Source organism: Pseudodesulfovibrio profundus (genome assembly GCF_900217235.1).
GTDB classification, from domain to species: Bacteria; Desulfobacterota; Desulfovibrionia; order Desulfovibrionales; family Desulfovibrionaceae; genus Pseudodesulfovibrio; species Pseudodesulfovibrio profundus.
The window spans coordinates 1,239,474-1,254,879 of record NZ_LT907975.1; the positions used below are offsets into that span (position 1 = coordinate 1,239,474).

A 15,406-nucleotide genomic window follows, 5' to 3' on the forward strand; every position below is an offset into this window, starting at 1 on the left:
GTGGAGTATCTTGTCTATTTGTGGGCAGTGCTCCTCATTCTGGGGCTTTGTCTGTCGCAAGTACTGCAACTCTTTTCCATGCCTGCCAACTGGGTTGCGCTTGGGCTGGTCGTCCTATGGAAGATAGCCTACCCGCTCTCCATGACCTGGACGTTCATCCTGGTCCTTACAATCATGGCAACGCTGGCCGAAGTCATGGAATTCTTTCTACAGGCACGCTATGCCGGACGATACGGTGCATCCAATCGCGGGAACGTAGGAGGCATCATCGGTGCCATTGCCGGTGCAATTTTCGGCGCTCCGTTCTTCTTTGGCCTTGGCGCTCTTCTGGGAGCACTCGGCGGTGCCTACGCTGGTTGCCTGCTGGCAGAAATGCCCGGCCGCACACGCCCGGAAGCCATGCGTGCTGCCAAAGGCGCATTCGTCGGTAAAGCTCTGGGCTTTACCATGAAGATAGCCATAGGTGCAGTGATCGTGGTCATGTCGATGCCAAGAATATGGCCGTAAGCCCACACTCATACACTTTAAATAAAACGCCCCGAGACAATTGTTTCGGGGCGTTCTTCATTACAGCAGTTCCTTTTCCGTAAGATATGCCACGACTCTCGTACTTTCTGCAGCGGCCATTGTACCGCCAAGTGAGACTGCAACCGCGCATGCTTCGAGCAATTCCTCGGACGTTGCCCCGAGTTGCAATGCATACTCAGTCTGGGAAAGAATGCACCCACGGCAGCCGTGCACCAGACCACCTACCAGTGCCATGAGTCGCTTGTTCTTACCGCTGATAACACCGTCCTTGTACACCTCTTCAGTCAACGGTTCGTGCAACGCTCCGACTTCGGGCATTAAACGTCGATACTCCGCCCAGTTACCACTGATCATCGATTTGATTTCCAACTGTTTTTCCATGACATGAATCTCCTTTGTTCGTGTTTTCAACATCATGGTCCAGGGCGAGACATTCGACAATCAAATGATTTTGATATAACATATAAGCATGACTCATGCCTACGACATGATGCAATTAACACCGGATCAACTTCGGACATTCGTGGCAGCCGCAGATAGCGGCAGTTTCACTCAGGCAGCTTCACTCGTTCACAGAACGCAATCAGCCGTCAGTATGCAGATGAAACGATTGGAAGGAGAACTGGAACGTACTCTCTTCACCCGGGAAGGGCGTGGCGTGGCACTGACCGGAGAAGGCGAGACACTCTACCGGTACGCCAAGCGTCTATTGTCGTTACACGATGAAGCGCTGGCCGCTGTTTCCGGTCCACGACTGGACGGGGTCGTCCGTTTCGGGGCACCCGAAGATTACGCAGCTCAATACTTGCCACAGGCGCTGAAACGCTTTGCAGCGGTCCATCCCATGGTCACCGTGGAAGTATATTGTGACACAAGCCCGAGGCTCAGGAAGCGGTTTGATTGTGGCAAGCTGGATGTCATGCTGACCACCGAAGAGAACGGTGAAGGCTCGTACCTGCACCAGCTTGATCTGGCGTGGCTTGTAGCAGATCACGGCGGGCCTCTTGATGAATCACCGTTGCCACTGGCACTGTTCCATGAAGGCTGCCTGTATCGTCACAACTGCCTCACCGCACTGGAAAACGCCGGGATTCCATATCGAATCGCATACAGTAGCCCCAGTATGGCAGGAGTATTGGCTGCAGTACGAGCAGGATTGGCAATCGCTCCGGTGAAGCGTTCAAGTCGAGTGGCCGGCTGCCGTCATACCACCGGAGCAGAAGGACTTCCCCCCATCGCCCCGGTGGCTATCGGCCTGCATCTGGCAGCAGACCGCACTAACGAGACTGCGCAATCCTTCCACTCGTTCATCGGTAACGAACTTAATTTACGAACCTAGTCTTTCTTTTCCAGCGCCCCGGGGAGAACGTCGGACGCCTTTCGGTACCCGTACTCGATCAGCAACGAAGCTTTGTCAAAGTCCATCATCGAGCACAGGTTTGCCGGTATTTCCACAACACAGTCCGGTGGATAGGCAGCAATTTTCTGTCGGGCAATGGTTCCCTGCATGGCATCGAACGACTTGTACAAAATCTCATAGGCTCGGATATCCATGCGGTTTTGGGTCAATTTATCGGTCATGTTCCCAATGAAATCACCGATGGTTTTGGAAATAATGGACCCGTTCTCAGTTTTTACGACTTTTTTTCCATTACCAATGGCTGCACCTTTTTTGTGCGGTGCGCAGAGGTTGACGGCCACGGTGTAGTCGGTCTGATCGCTGAATGTCGGTGCAATGGGGACCGGATTCAAGATGCCGCCATCAATCAGGTCATCGCCGTTATGCGGGAATGGTTTGAAGAAAAGCGGCAGTGAGATAGAGGCTTTGATCGCGTCGAAAAGCGACCCTTTGTTAAACCAAACCTCCTTGCGCCGGGTGATATTCGCAGCCACAGCGGTAAATTCTATGGGCAGATCCTCAATCTGACTCTCTCCCACGAGATTCTTGAGCGTATTGATGATCCGATCCCCTTTGATCAACCCGTCCGTGCCGATGGAAAGATCCATCAACGCAATCATGTCGCTTTTGGATATGCTGCAGGCCCACTTTTCATACTCGTCCAGCTTGCCGCTGGCGTGTATGCCGCCCACCAAAGCACCCATGGAACACCCGGAGATGGAGACAATGTCGTACCCGTTATCTTCAAGCCAGCGAATAATACCTATATGAGCCAGACCGCGAGCACCGCCGCTACCTAAAACCAGTGAAACCGTTTTTTTTGTATCCATCCCTTATTCCTTATGAACTTTTTCTCACTATAGCACGCTGCATCTACGGAAGGTCAATGGGAATCAAGGTGACATTTTGACTTGCACCCCGTAAAAATTTGGGCGAACCTGAGACCCCTGTTTGCAAGACTTTTCGATAACGAACCATAAGACCTGGAAGCAACAATGACTGCCGACTTTTTTCCGACCTATCGCGGTCGCATGGAATATTTCTGCCTTGGCTGTGGCAAGCGCTACCCAACCGACGAACTGTACTACACCTGCCCTGAATGCGGTGGAGTATTTTTGCTCGAAAACCTCGCCTTCGATGAGTTGAAGCAAACCACCGGCCAGGAGTGGCGAAGCATTTTCGATGCCCGCGCCGCCTCGAAGAAAACCGCCCTGCGCGGTATCTTCCGCTTCTACGAGCTGATGGCTCCTGTGTTAGATGAAGAGGATATCGTGTACCTTGGTGAAGGCAATACGCCCATCGTTGAATCCAGCCCCAGCCTCAATGCAGCCACTGGCCTCTGCACCGCCTATAAAAACGACGGACAGAATCCGTCTGCATCCTTCAAGGATCGCGGCATGGCGTGCGGCTTCTCCTATCTCAATGCTCTTATCCGCAAACACGGCTGGGATCAGATTCTGACGGTCTGTGCATCCACCGGCGACACTTCTGCCGCTGCTGCCCTGTATGCCTCCTATGTGGGCGGTGCCATCAAGTCCGTTGTTATTCTGCCCCATGGCAAGGTCACCCCGGCCCAGCTCGCCCAGCCCCTTGGCTCCGGCGCGATCGTGCTGGAAGTTCCAGGTGTATTTGATGACTGCATGAAGGTTGTTGAACACCTCGCAGACAACTACCGCGTGGCCCTGCTCAACTCCAAGAATGCATGGCGCATCCTCGGCCAGGAATCCTACGCATTTGAGTGCGCCCAGTGGTTTGACTGGGACCTCAAGGACAAATGTATTTTCGTTCCAATCGGCAATGCCGGTAACATCACCGCCATCATGGCCGGTTTCCTGAAGCTCCACGAGTTGGGAATCATCCATGAGCTGCCCCGTATTTTCGGCGTTCAGTCCCATCATGCCGATCCGGTCTACCGCTACTACGCCGTCGACGATCCCAAGGAGCGTCAATACGAGCCGGTAGAAGTCACTGCCTCGGTTGCTCAGGCCGCCATGATCGGTAATCCGGTCTCATTCCCACGCGTACGTCACTTTGCCGAGAAGTTCGAAGCCATCGGCGGCAAGGGAGCATTCCAGGTTCTGCAGGTCACCGAGCAGCAGATCATGGACTCCATGATTCAGGCCAACATGAACGGCCATATCGCCTGTACTCAGGGCGGCGAGACCTTTGCCGGAGCCAAGCGCGCCAAGGAACTGGGTCTTGTTTCCGACAATGAAATGTGTGTACTCGACTCCACGGCCCACCAGCTCAAGTTCGTGGATTTCCAGACCATGTACTTTGACAATTCCTTCCCGGCTGAATTTGAAGTGACCCCGGACATGGCGCTTGCCAACAAGCCGGAATTGGTTATTACGCCGGAAGAGAAACAGTCTTTATCCGCCGATGAATACACCCGCACCACCGCTGAAAACGTCGTGGCCAAGCTGGGCCTTGAAAAGAAGTAGGTGGGAGTGTCGGTGTCGAAAAAGCAGCGTGCCGATCAATTACTGGCAGCGGCTGGTCTGGTTGAAAGCCGGGAGAAAGCCAAGCGACTGATCATGGCTGGAAAAGTCCACTATATGGACAAGGGCCAGAAGACGCCTGTCTCCAAACCGGGCCAGCAGTTTCCTGGCGATACGGAGTTTGTGGTCCCTGGGGATGATCGTTTCGTTTCCCGTGGTGCTTACAAAATCCTGACCGCCATCGAAACGTTCGGCGTGGACTTTGAGGGCAAGGTCGCACTTGATGCCGGGGCATCCACCGGCGGCTTTACCGACTGCATGTTGCAGCACGGCGCCCTGCGCGTCTATGCCGCTGATGTCGGGTATGGGCAGCTTCATGAGAAGCTCCGTCAGGACGAGCGGGTCATCAACCTGGAACGAACCAATGTTCGTCACGCCGAACCGGACCTGATCCCCGAAACCGTGGATGTGGTTGTGGCTGACGTATCGTTCATCTCCCTGACCAAGATTCTCCCGGCATGCATGCAGTTTCTGAGGCCTGGGGGCGAATTGGTTGTCCTGATCAAGCCGCAATTTGAACTTGGTCCCGGACTGACAGACAAGGGCGTTGTTCGCGATGACGCCCTGCGCCAACAGGCCATCGATATCGTTACCAACTTCTGCCGAGAAGAGTTGGACCTTATCATCGAGGGGGTCGTCCCTTCGAAGATATTGGGGCCCAAGGGCAACCAGGAATATCTGGCCTACATGAAACGCCTGCTGTAAACCATGCTGCAGGGACTCATCTATGCTGTCATTTCGGCCACAGCCTTTGGCGTGTTGGCGATATTGGTCAAAGTCGGCTATCAGGCAGGCCTGACCGGCAGCGAAATGATGCAGTACCGGTTCGGCATTGGTAGCATGATCCTTTTGGCCGTGTTGCTGATCAAGGATCGTTCCCTGTTGAGAATCCCCGGGCGAGGACTTTTCGGGTGTGCTTTCATCGGGATGGTGGTCTACTGGCTGCAAACCAGTTGTTTCGTCAATGCCCTGGCGACCATCCCCGCTTCCACTGCGGCACTGGTGCTGTATGTGCACCCGGTCACCGTGGCAATCCTCTCGGCCATCCTGCTGAAAATGACCATAGACCGTGTGCTCGGCTCATCGCTGGGACTGGTGATGATCGGCTGCTGTCTCGTCTTTTACGACGCATTTCTCAAGGCTGTGGATGGCACCGGTATGCTCTATGCCATTGGAGCCATGGCGTTTTTCTCCTGCTACCTCATACTGGTGCAGGTACTTCTCAAAGGGATACGTCCACTCACAGCAACTTTTTACGTAATGCTGTTCGCTTCCATCTCATTTTCGATTTCCGGCAACCCTTCTGCGTGGTTTGACCACAATTGGCATACCATGACCATCGCCCTGTCGCTGGGGGTTATCCCGGGCGCCATAGCAGTGACGTTTCTTTATATGGCCATTGAAAAAGTCGGTAGCGCGTACGCTTGCATATTTTCCTCCATTGAACCAATCGTCACCCTGCTGGGCGCCGCCTTTTTTCTGGAGGAAAACGTCGTACTACTGCAAGTAGGCGGATGTCTGCTGATCGTTGTTGGCATCGTCATCCCCAACATTCGCGCCCTTATCGTCAGCAGAAGACTCAAAGCCGCAGCTTAATCTTTAGAACGCTTGTCCATGAAGCGCCCCAGCAACTTGAGGTGAGCGCGTTCCTCTCTCGCGAGCAACTGCAATATGTCTTTGGTCTTGCTGTCCTGCGCACGGGCTGCGCACCGCAGATAATAATCAAGCGCCTGGGCCTCAATCATGGCAGCGACCTGAAGCACCCCTTCCTCTGTATCAAATGCTCCGGCGTACTCGTCGATGAATTCCTGAATGACAACCCCACCCTCGGCCGCTTCGCCAATGGTCTTGAGCGCCTGTTCTTCAAACGGCTCGCGTGGTGCGCCGCCCTCAACAAGTCGTTTGTAGAGCGTATACAGGGTGTCTTTGTGTTTATCCTCGAAACCGGCCAGTTCGTCGAACAGCTCAATACGATCCTTCGACTGAGCCTTTGACTTCTCGTCCAGATAGAACTGTTGTAGAGCGTGTTCCATGGCATAGGATTTCAGGACCATCTCGACCGGCGTTTCCTTGCCGTCAAACTCGATCATGCCCAGTTCCATAGGTCCGAATGCAACATCACCATTCCATCCCATGGCACCATCGACCAGATTGATGACCTTCGGGTAGTCCTGTCCTTCCAGAAGCGACGCCGCAGCCATGGATCGTCCGCCAACCGCACAGTAAACAAGGACAGGCTTGTCCGATTCAATCTCATTCATCCGATCCGGCAATTCAGGCAGAGGTATGTGCCGCGCACCGGGGAGATGGAACTCCTCATATTCCCAGTCCTGCCGGACATCAAGCAAAGTGAATGAATCGGGCTTGTTGTCATTTACAAACTGACGAGCCTCGTCACTGTTCATCATCTGCACCGAACTGGACATGCACACCTCAAGAATTACTGGTTTCAAAAGATGTATCCTACGACAGGAGACAATTCTGCGTCAATATCTTGGAGTATTATTAGAGCGAAGACAAAACCAAAGCGAAAGAAACGACTACTACCGCGACAGTGTCCTGCCTATTCCATGCGAAATCAGGCTGCCAAGCATCACCATTTTCCAAACCACGACAAGCGACTGCAAGGGTCTGATTCCATGTTTTCTGCCCCAGTGCACGGAGCACCGCCTGGGGGATCAGCACCATTTTCCGGAAAAACCCACAATCAGGACAACGAACCGACAGCGTCTGTTTGACCTGATTCATAGTGGAAAGACAAAGCGGAAGGAAATGAACCATGAGAGCAAGAGAAAGGGCAACTTTCCATGCCCGCTCCCTGCCCAGAAAGGGGCGAAGAGCCCATGAGACAGCAAGCCCCAATGAACGAGCCGATGTGGATAAGGCGAGTGAGAGTCCCAATAACAACAGCGCCGAAAGGCGTACACCAAGCAATAGAGAGTCAGCGACCACAGTTCCAATTGGTAATCCGGTCATGGCATCGAGCAGGAACTTCATGCCGCACCAGAAAACAACAAAACCGAACAAACTAAATATCATTTTCCTGCCAAGAGGCTGAGCCAGAGAAAGCGCCCACACCACCGGCAGCAAGACAGCTCCCCAACTGCCCACAGCCAGCGGGTGCATTGCCCACAGGAGTGGACCAAGCACCAAAGCCGCTCCCATTTTCAAACGGGGATCAAGCGCTCGTGCTGAAGCTGCCACACGCTGTAGCATCACTTACCGCCATCCCATGGTACGATCCCCAGCCCGGCGCTCCAAGAGCTGGGCGGGCGCACACCATGCTCACGGACACGATCAAGGACCTGCTCAGGTGGCCCGGAAGCGACTAGGCGTCCGTGATCCAGTACAGCGAGTTCATCGACGAGATCGACCAGACATTCCAAATCGTGCGATGAAATCATTTGCGTCAGGCCAGCCTTTTTGTTTTCGACTATCATGGCCCGCATTTCCCGCATGCCCGAATAATCCAGCCCGCTGAACGGTTCATCAAGCAAAAGGACTTCGGGATCGTCAAGCAATGCCGCGGCAAGGCAAACTTTTCGCTTCATTCCCCATGACAAAGTCTGGACAGGGCGTTCCCATGCCTCGATCAAGTCAAATCGTGTAGCCATCGAGCGGGCCAGACTCTCTGCATCCGCATTCCGTGTCCGACCAAGCAGCAGATCCTCTTCGACAGTTGCTCCAAGTATCTGCAAGTCGGCATCCTGCATGACCATGCGACAGATCGAGCGAATACGCTTCTCGTATCCCGGGCTCATTACGCCACCAACTTGAATCGTCCCGCTCTCCGGAGAGAACAATCCAGACACGAGCGAGAGCAGCGTAGATTTGCCGCTACCGTTAGCTCCGACCAGCCCGATAAGTTTGCCACGTTCCACGTGCATCGAAATGTCGGACAGAACCGTTCCACCGCTGGGGTATGTGTAATCGACGTTTGTAAGCCTTATCATGAGTATTCCTTATGTTGGCAACTCCACCACTTTCCATCACAGGCCGACTAACTGTCAACACACCAGACCAGGCAATGATAGTCTCCCACAAAGAGTTCGCCATAAAAAAAGCCCCTGCCGAAGCAGGGGCTTTGTCATCATATGTGCAACAAACTAGAACTGGTATCCGCCGGAAAGACTGAAGATGGTGGTGGAGCCGTTCTTGAAATCATAGCTGTATGTGGCTGTGTCAGAAGCTTCGTAGGTAATTCCGTGACGCTCTTTAGTGACGATGTACATACCGGCCGCATCAACAAACCAGTGATCACCCTTGAAGCCAAGGCCAAGGGAGAACAGATTTCTGTCGTTGGCTGGCAGCATGACGGAAGCATGCTCGTGACGGGTCGGGGTCTGGTCGTAGACGTAACCACCGCGAAGAGCAAACATGTCGGTCAGCCAGTACTCGGCACCAAGCTGAAAACGCCAGGTATTCTTGTAGTAGAAATCGGTCTCGCTATCTTCGTAATTCGGATTGTCACCACCATAGTTATACTTCATTTTGTCGAAGTATTCCCAACGGGTGTGGATCACAGAAAACTCAAAAGTCAGATCTTCGGTCGGACGGTAGCCAAGACCAAGATTGTAGCTGGACGGGAAGGTAGCGGAAACTTTTACGTGGTCACTTCCAATATAGTCATTGTTCACATCGCCATACCCGGCAAAGTCGGTGGGAGTGCGATACTGGAAACCGACATTCCACTGATCATTGAACTTGTAATCAAGGGCGATGTTACCACCGACAGAAGTACCTTCAACTTCAATAGAAGCTGTCGAGTATGCGGGAAAAGGTACTGGAATAGCACGGTCCAATTTCATGGAGCCCTGCATGACTTCAACGCCGAAAGCGAAAGAAAAGTTGTCATTTACTTTGAACGCGAGGCTCGGGTTCATGGAGTAGGACTCAAGAAGCACTTCCTGCAAAAGATAACGTCCGCCCCAATCATCATCGTAACGCATGCCCAGACCATAACGGGTGAACACGCCGACACCGGCGGTGACACGATCGGTGAGGGGCTGCACATAGTAGGCATGAGGAACCATGAATGTCTGGCTTTCTGTGGTATTGTTACCTACAGCGCCAAGACCACCACCATTATCGGTGATGTTGACATCGATCTGCGGAGTAATAGCCGCCACACCAGTCATGACCTGTGCGCTATCGAACTGGGTCATAAGGGCCGGGTTGTATGCAACAACCGAAGCATCGGTACCGGTGGCGATATTCGCTGTACCCATACCAATGGCGCGAGAACCCCACTCATAGAGAGCGAAGCCGCCTGCATGGGCCGTAGAAGCCAGCAGGCAAATAAAAAGACTACAGTAAACTAGAACGGATGCACGTTTCATCCTTCCCCCTTGGCGATTGCCGCTCGTAATGCGACAATGGTCTGTTCAGTGACGCCGACACTCCCAGATAGTCGACAGACATGCATCCGTCCTGGCGGCACCGAGGTTTAACGTTAAAATTGCACAAACGCCGAACCTATAACCAAAAGATGACATTGTGTAAATATGGTAACATACAAAAAGAATGTTAAAACAGCGGTTTAAACCACTTGTTTGAATCCGGCGTTTGAACGGCACACTTCTGGCAAATCATTACGCCATGGGAATATTTTTCCTTGTATCCAAGGGGGACAAATGCTGCCGCGACTCGACATAAAAGAAAAGAATTTCCACGGAATACTCGCTGTAGGGGGAATTGCCGGTATCATTGAGGGAAGCATCCGCTACGGGTTCACCCTGCACACCGCGTTTCCGGGCATGATGCTCACACTTGTCAGTGCCTTTTTGGGTGCTTTTACCGGATTCTTTTTAAAGGATTTATTTCGCACATGGTCCGGCAAGCCACCCTACCGGGGCATTAACAATGATGGATGGATGATGGGCGCTTTCCTCGGCACGCTTCTGGGGACAATCATCCAGACAGCAAACAGCGCGGACGGGGCCAACCTTGTCATCGGGTCCATGACGGGCGCATTCATCGGCGCCATGGCCGGCGCATTCCCCGATGAATTCATCACCCCCATACTCGAAATGATGCAGGCCAATCGAAAAAAGCCCACAAAAAAAGCCCCGCGCTAACATGGGGCTTCATAAGTCATTCTACCTAAATGGTTACTGCATTTTCACCCAAATAACCGCGCCGAGTTCCAGTTCACGGCCATTATAAGGCTCACTGTCGGCATTAAGACCGGCAAATCCCCACCACCCTTTCCAGGGACAGACAAAAGTGAATACGCCGTTACCGTCAGCAATCACTTCCTGTGTGATCATGCGATCGGCCGGGGCCTGCTTATCACCTTTCTCATTATAGTATTCGACTTCCACACGAGTATACGGGGCAGGCTTGCCATCCAGCATGACGATCCCCTGAAAGACGTTGCCCGCATAGTTGCCAAAAGGACGCGTCAGAGGGACGATTTCCGTCTTGAGGCCAAGGGGCTGATTCCAGTTTTCGCCTTCACCGAAACCATCGATCACGACTTTGGTGATGTGACGAATGTAATTATTTTCGGCATCTTCCTTGTACGGAACCGGATCAAACACGAATGTGTAAAGGCCGGGACTGCGAGGTGTGAAAGAGGTTTCCCATGCGGTGTGTCCCATGACTTTGGTCTGCTTGAGCGTGCCCAGAAGGTCGGTTTTATCTTCATTGTTGGCGACCACAAAAAATTCGGCCGGCTTCTCCAACTCCATTCCGACCATCTCGAAAGGATGAGAAAAAGAAAGAGTCATGTTAACAGAACGCTTGTCCTGATCCATGCCATCCGTGTCGGGAATCAACATGCCAAAATGCGCCCAGGCTGTACCTGCACCCAGTGTCAGAACCATGATCAAAGCCATCAGAATCCGCTTGCCAGTCATACGTACCTCACTCACTTGAACAGTCACAAATTTCATTTTCTAACACGATTGATGCATACTAGAAAGAAAATCGTAACACATGTCAAGCAGAGAATACGATTTTATAGCACACCTATGCAATAGGATTTACTGATTGTCCGGCTTGGACCATCGCCTGGCGAGAGAGACACCGGATATATTGTGCCAGAGCGAAAACAAGGCGCCGGGAAGGGCTGAGGCAGCGCCGAAGTACTTGACGGCAAGGGCCACACCAAGACCGGAGTTCTGCATTCCCACTTCAATGGCAATGGTGCGTGCATCCTGCTTGGAACAACGAGCCAGACGAGCGAGCCCGTACCCCGACGCGAGGCCGATAGCATTGTGTACAGCGACGGCAAGCAGCACGAGCAGCGGGAAAGCCAGCAGGGTTTGCTGATTCAACCCGATGATGCAGGCTATGAGCAGCGCAATCACAATAATGGATACCGAGGGGAAGAAGCGGATTAACGGATCGAGTTTACGCCGCAGCAGACGACGAAGTATAAGCCCGTCCACCAATGGAAACACGACGATCCAGAATACGGACTCAACCATGCCCCAAAAGTCGATGTGAATCTGTTTTTCGAGCACCATATATATGATGGCGGGAGTCAAGACCGGGGCGACACAGGTTGAAGCAAGCGTCAGCGTGACCGAAAGCGGAACATTGGCCTTGGCAAGATAAGCGATAACATTGGACGCAGTCCCTCCGGGGCAAGCCCCCACCACAACCATGCCGATCAGCACGGCCGGCGGCAGCCCAAAGACAAATGATATGGCCACGGCCGCCAACGGCATCACTATGTATTGCACGGCCATACCGAGCAGCACGACGGGCCATTTGCGCAGTATCTCCCTGAAATCACCGAACTCAAGTGTCAATCCCATGCCGAACATGATCACGCCCAGTCCAAGCGGGATGTGGGGCTTGATCCATGTAAAGGATGGCGGATACGCCAATGCCACAGAGCAAAGGAGTATCGTGATCAAAAGAAACTGTTTTTCGATGAACCGGGGGATCGCGTCAATTTGCATGCCGCATTGGGTGTATTAAAACCGTGTGCATGTCAATGATGATCTCGGCTGAAACTATCTGCACCGGAAGGTTGACGAAGTCGAACGAAAGCTGTAGGAACAATCTTCTCATTTGGAGGGAAGCCGGGCGGCGGTAGCGTCGAAAACCCCGTCAGGTCCGAGAGGAAGCAGCGGTATCGGTTGCTATCGGGTGTCCGGTTTCCACTCAAAGGCGCGTTCTACGGAACGCGCCTTTTTTATTGCTTTCGAGACAAACACTCAGCAAGGCCTCGCAGTCACTCACGCTGCCTGTTCAGCCATTCGGCAAAACGACACACGCTCGTCATCCCCGCCAATAATCGCGATATAATCCCCTGCCATCAAATTGTAATTGGCATCGGGATTGGTCCGCAGCTCGCCGTTTCGGACAACACCCACGATGGAAGCACCCGTAATCATACGGACATTGCTTTCTCCTATCGAACGATTAACCAGCGGGCTATCTGCAGCCAGCGTCACCCACTGCAAGTCGAACTGACGCTCGGCACTACGAAGCTGTGAAAGCTCCCGACATTCGTTATTCTCGTCGCACAGAACTGAGTACAACTCCTGGCGCACATTCTCGATATGACGCTGCACTTCCATGGCCGACATATCCAGGTTGATAAGTGACTGGCGCGCTATTTCGAGGCTTCCCTCCAGCTCGGGCAGCACGGCATCGGAAACACCCAGTTCCTTCATGGTCTTGAACTCTTCATAACACGATGACCGGGCCACGATTTTCAGACTCTCATTCATTTTCCTGACCAGCTTGATTATGGATCGTGTCGTGACATAATCGGGTATCGCCACTACGACGAGCGCTGCCGAGTGAATCCCGGCTGCCTCCAGCACGATCTCCTGACCGGCGTCACCATATATAACAGTCAACCCGGAAGACTTGGCCTGCTCGAAACGTCGCTGATCATATTCGACAATCACATGCGGTTTTCCAAGTCGCTTCATGATCTGCCCTACCTGTACCCCTATCTGTCCGCCTCCAAGGATGACGACATGCTCGCCCAGTCCTTCATCGGGGATGTTGGTCGATTCAAGCTTTTCGTGCACGAACAGACGCCGTCTGAGTCGATACAGTCGTGCTGTCTGCCCGGAAATGATCGGCGTCAATGCCATGGAGAGAATGGCAACCGTCAGGACCAGCGAATACAGATCATTGGAAATCGAGCCGGTAGAGACACCCATTCGGGCCAGAACAAAGGCGAATTCACCCACCTGAAACAAGCCCAGACCAACGGCCAGCGGGACGACGTTCCGGTACTTGAAGAAAGCGGAGACCACGGCAAAGATGACTCCCTTGCCCACGCAGACGATCAGCAGCAGCCACAGAACGTTGGAGAAGTTGTCCACGAGGAATCGCGGATCAAACAACATGCCGACCGAGGAGAAGAACAGCAGGCCGAAGATATCGCGCAAGGGGATGATATCATTGAGCGCCTGATGGCCGTAGTCGGACTCACTGAGCACCATACCGGCCACAAACGCACCAAATGCGAAAGAGAGGCCGACAAGGTAGGTCAGATAGCCCACACCCAATCCAATGGCGACAATGGCGAGCAGGAAGAGCTCACGGGACCCGAACCGCGCAATGCGCGTCATGATCCACGGCAGAAGTCGCGTCCCAAGGACGATCATGGCAGTCAGGAAGCCCACTGCCTTGAGTGCGGCAAAGCCCAGCTTGGGCAGTCCGACAACCGGGTCGTTCAATTCCGGCAGCGCAATCATCAGCGGAACCACGGCCAGGTCCTGAACGATGAGCATGCCGATCATGACCTTGCTCGAAAGCGTGCCCATCCACCCCTGATTCATCAGGGTTTTGAGGATGACCATGGTGCTTGAAAAGGAGAGGAGCGCCCCGAGCCAGATGGACGATTTCCAATCCAGCCCCATGAGTTGTCCGGCCCCATACCCTAGTAGTATGGTCAGCAACATCTGTAACGGGGTACCTATCAGCGCAATCTTTTTGACCGGTTTCAAGTCCTTGAGCGAAAACTCCAAGCCCAGGGCAAAGAGCAGCAAGGCGATACCGATCTCGGCCAACAGTTCAATTTCATGAACTCCTGCTACCGTATATCCGCCGGTATGCGGTCCAAGCAGAACACCGGCCAGAATATACCCGAGGATGAGCGGCTGTCCCAACCGCTGCACAAGCAGGCCGGCAAAAAAAGCGAAGACGACTATGAGGATGATATCGGTTGCAATACCCATGATGGTCCCTTGGTTTCAGAGGTCTGGGGTCATTCCCGCCCCCTGCCGTTAAATGCGTTCCCTACAAAGCACTTGATAAAGGCCTTGGCAGTATCTCTCTACCAAGGCCTTTCGTGCCTATATACTCACTGAGGGTGAGTTGTCTTATCGTTCGTTGAACCAGAGGATGGCAAAGAAGACAGCCATGACAGCTACCATCTTCGACCCATAGAGCAATTGGTCCTTTAACGACATTTTCTTGGGAGTGTAATCGATTTCCGCTTCAGCCACAGCCACATTATCGGCTTTTACCGCCGTAGAATCGTGATTGGTCATACTGACCTCCGTTGTACGAAAGGAATTACGCACACCACCGGCAGCTTACTGCCCGGGTGACATTAGTAAGGAATTTCCTATTATATCGTGTACAAAGGAGGAGCACGAGCGGGTTTGGCTCCCGGCTCATATTGTATATCAGGACGCTGGGAAAAACCACTGAAACCGGAAGAAACCGTGCGGATGACCTTGATCTGAATATCGGCCAGACTGAGCGCTGCCCCCGTATCTCTCAATCCGGGTTTGCCACTGCTTCTCGACGGCGGCTCGGCAATGCTCTCGGTGAACTCCGCGAATTCGGCAACAAGAATATCCGAGAAAGCGGCCCCATTCAGAGACACCTTCTTCGCATAGCCGCAGCCAACCATTGTTGCCGGTAAATACACCGCCAACAAAAGAAGCACGAAAAGCTGCGATATGGTAGAATTATGCTTGTTCACCGGAGTCGACCATTCATTGAAAATCGAGTTAAGAACCGAAACCGCCACTCATCTTCCCAAATAAAG

At 53.1% G+C, this 15,406-nt stretch carries 17 protein-coding genes and 1 other RNA gene; 7 read left to right on the forward strand and 11 right to left on the reverse strand.

Features of this window, described 5'->3' with window-relative positions; translation table 11 throughout:
* Entirely contained in the window at positions 1–507 is a 507-nt protein-coding gene (locus DPRO_RS06005; protein ID WP_232005717.1) for a DUF456 domain-containing protein, read from the forward strand.
* Between the two features lie 60 nt (positions 508–567).
* On the opposite strand, the gene DPRO_RS06010 is transcribed toward DPRO_RS06005, so the two are convergent.
* Positions 568–909: a carboxymuconolactone decarboxylase family protein gene (locus DPRO_RS06010; protein ID WP_097011236.1), complete on the reverse strand. Its 342-nt coding sequence runs from the start codon at positions 907–909 to the stop codon at positions 568–570.
* A gap of 106 nt (positions 910–1,015) precedes the next feature.
* Between DPRO_RS06010 and DPRO_RS06015 the strand changes: the two genes are divergently transcribed.
* Positions 1,016–1,867 carry a LysR family transcriptional regulator gene (locus tag DPRO_RS06015; protein WP_232005718.1) on the forward strand — a complete coding sequence of 284 codons (852 nt, stop codon included), beginning with the start codon at positions 1,016–1,018 and terminating at the stop codon, positions 1,865–1,867.
* Here the strand turns inward: DPRO_RS06015 and DPRO_RS06020 are convergent.
* Positions 1,864–2,757 (reverse strand): patatin-like phospholipase family protein, encoded by an 894-nt coding sequence (locus DPRO_RS06020; protein ID WP_097011238.1) that lies wholly within the window; start codon positions 2,755–2,757, stop codon positions 1,864–1,866. The two genes, DPRO_RS06015 and DPRO_RS06020, sit on opposite strands and share 4 nt — an antisense overlap.
* Positions 2,758–2,922: 165 nt before the next feature.
* On the opposite strand from DPRO_RS06020, the gene thrC reads away from it, so the two are divergent.
* From thrC to DPRO_RS06035, 3 genes are read left to right on the forward strand one after another with little or no spacing between them, the layout of a single operon-like run.
* Positions 2,923–4,371: a threonine synthase gene (gene thrC, locus DPRO_RS06025; protein WP_097011239.1), complete on the forward strand. Its 1,449-nt coding sequence runs from the start codon at positions 2,923–2,925 to the stop codon at positions 4,369–4,371.
* A gap of 12 nt (positions 4,372–4,383) precedes the next feature.
* A complete protein-coding gene (locus DPRO_RS06030) occupies positions 4,384–5,133 on the forward strand; it encodes a TlyA family RNA methyltransferase (protein ID WP_097011240.1) in 750 nt (249 codons plus the stop codon).
* A 3-nt stretch (positions 5,134–5,136) separates the two neighbouring features.
* Positions 5,137–6,024, forward strand: coding sequence for a DMT family transporter (locus tag DPRO_RS06035; RefSeq protein ID WP_097011241.1), 888 nt, complete (start codon positions 5,137–5,139; stop codon positions 6,022–6,024).
* Here DPRO_RS06035 and DPRO_RS06040 read toward each other — a convergent pair.
* From DPRO_RS06040 to DPRO_RS06055, 4 genes are all read right to left on the reverse strand, one after another.
* Positions 6,021–6,881: a rhodanese-like domain-containing protein gene (locus tag DPRO_RS06040; protein ID WP_232005719.1), complete on the reverse strand. Its 861-nt coding sequence runs from the start codon at positions 6,879–6,881 to the stop codon at positions 6,021–6,023. The two genes, DPRO_RS06035 and DPRO_RS06040, sit on opposite strands and share 4 nt — an antisense overlap.
* 52 nt (positions 6,882–6,933) lie before the next feature.
* Positions 6,934–7,644, reverse strand: a complete 711-nt coding sequence (locus DPRO_RS06045; RefSeq protein ID WP_097011243.1) for a CbiQ family ECF transporter T component — start codon at positions 7,642–7,644, stop codon at positions 6,934–6,936.
* Positions 7,644–8,381, reverse strand: coding sequence for an energy-coupling factor ABC transporter ATP-binding protein (locus DPRO_RS06050; RefSeq protein WP_097011244.1), 738 nt, complete (start codon positions 8,379–8,381; stop codon positions 7,644–7,646). Before DPRO_RS06050 ends, DPRO_RS06045 begins: the two co-directional genes overlap by 1 nt.
* A 153-nt stretch (positions 8,382–8,534) precedes the next feature.
* Positions 8,535–9,767 (reverse strand): OmpP1/FadL family transporter, encoded by a 1,233-nt coding sequence (locus tag DPRO_RS06055; RefSeq protein WP_097011245.1) that lies wholly within the window; start codon positions 9,765–9,767, stop codon positions 8,535–8,537.
* A 294-nt stretch (positions 9,768–10,061) separates the two neighbouring features.
* Between DPRO_RS06055 and DPRO_RS06060 the strand changes: the two genes are divergently transcribed.
* Positions 10,062–10,505 carry a hypothetical protein gene (locus tag DPRO_RS06060; RefSeq protein WP_097011246.1) on the forward strand — a complete coding sequence of 148 codons (444 nt, stop codon included), beginning with the start codon at positions 10,062–10,064 and terminating at the stop codon, positions 10,503–10,505.
* Positions 10,506–10,538: 33 nt separating this feature from the next.
* Here the strand turns inward: DPRO_RS06060 and DPRO_RS06065 are convergent, their stop codons facing one another.
* A complete protein-coding gene (locus DPRO_RS06065) occupies positions 10,539–11,288 on the reverse strand; it encodes a DUF4198 domain-containing protein (RefSeq protein WP_097011247.1) in 750 nt (249 codons plus the stop codon).
* 126 nt (positions 11,289–11,414) lie between these two features.
* Positions 11,415–12,341, reverse strand: coding sequence for a bile acid:sodium symporter family protein (locus tag DPRO_RS06070; RefSeq protein ID WP_097011248.1), 927 nt, complete (start codon positions 12,339–12,341; stop codon positions 11,415–11,417).
* A gap of 115 nt (positions 12,342–12,456) precedes the next feature.
* On the opposite strand from DPRO_RS06070, the gene ffs reads away from it, so the two are divergent.
* Positions 12,457–12,550, forward strand: an RNA gene (gene ffs, locus DPRO_RS06075) — signal recognition particle sRNA small type.
* Positions 12,551–12,620: 70 nt separating this feature from the next.
* On the opposite strand, the gene DPRO_RS06080 is transcribed toward ffs, so the two are convergent.
* From DPRO_RS06080 to DPRO_RS06085, 3 genes are all read right to left on the reverse strand, one after another.
* Positions 12,621–14,585: a cation:proton antiporter domain-containing protein gene (locus DPRO_RS06080; protein ID WP_097011249.1), complete on the reverse strand. Its 1,965-nt coding sequence runs from the start codon at positions 14,583–14,585 to the stop codon at positions 12,621–12,623.
* A 144-nt stretch (positions 14,586–14,729) separates the two neighbouring features.
* Positions 14,730–14,900, reverse strand: coding sequence for a hypothetical protein (locus DPRO_RS19955; protein ID WP_157917378.1), 171 nt, complete (start codon positions 14,898–14,900; stop codon positions 14,730–14,732).
* An 80-nt stretch (positions 14,901–14,980) separates the two neighbouring features.
* A complete protein-coding gene (locus DPRO_RS06085) occupies positions 14,981–15,388 on the reverse strand; it encodes a hypothetical protein (protein ID WP_097011250.1) in 408 nt (135 codons plus the stop codon).
* Positions 15,389–15,406 lie beyond the last annotated feature (18 nt).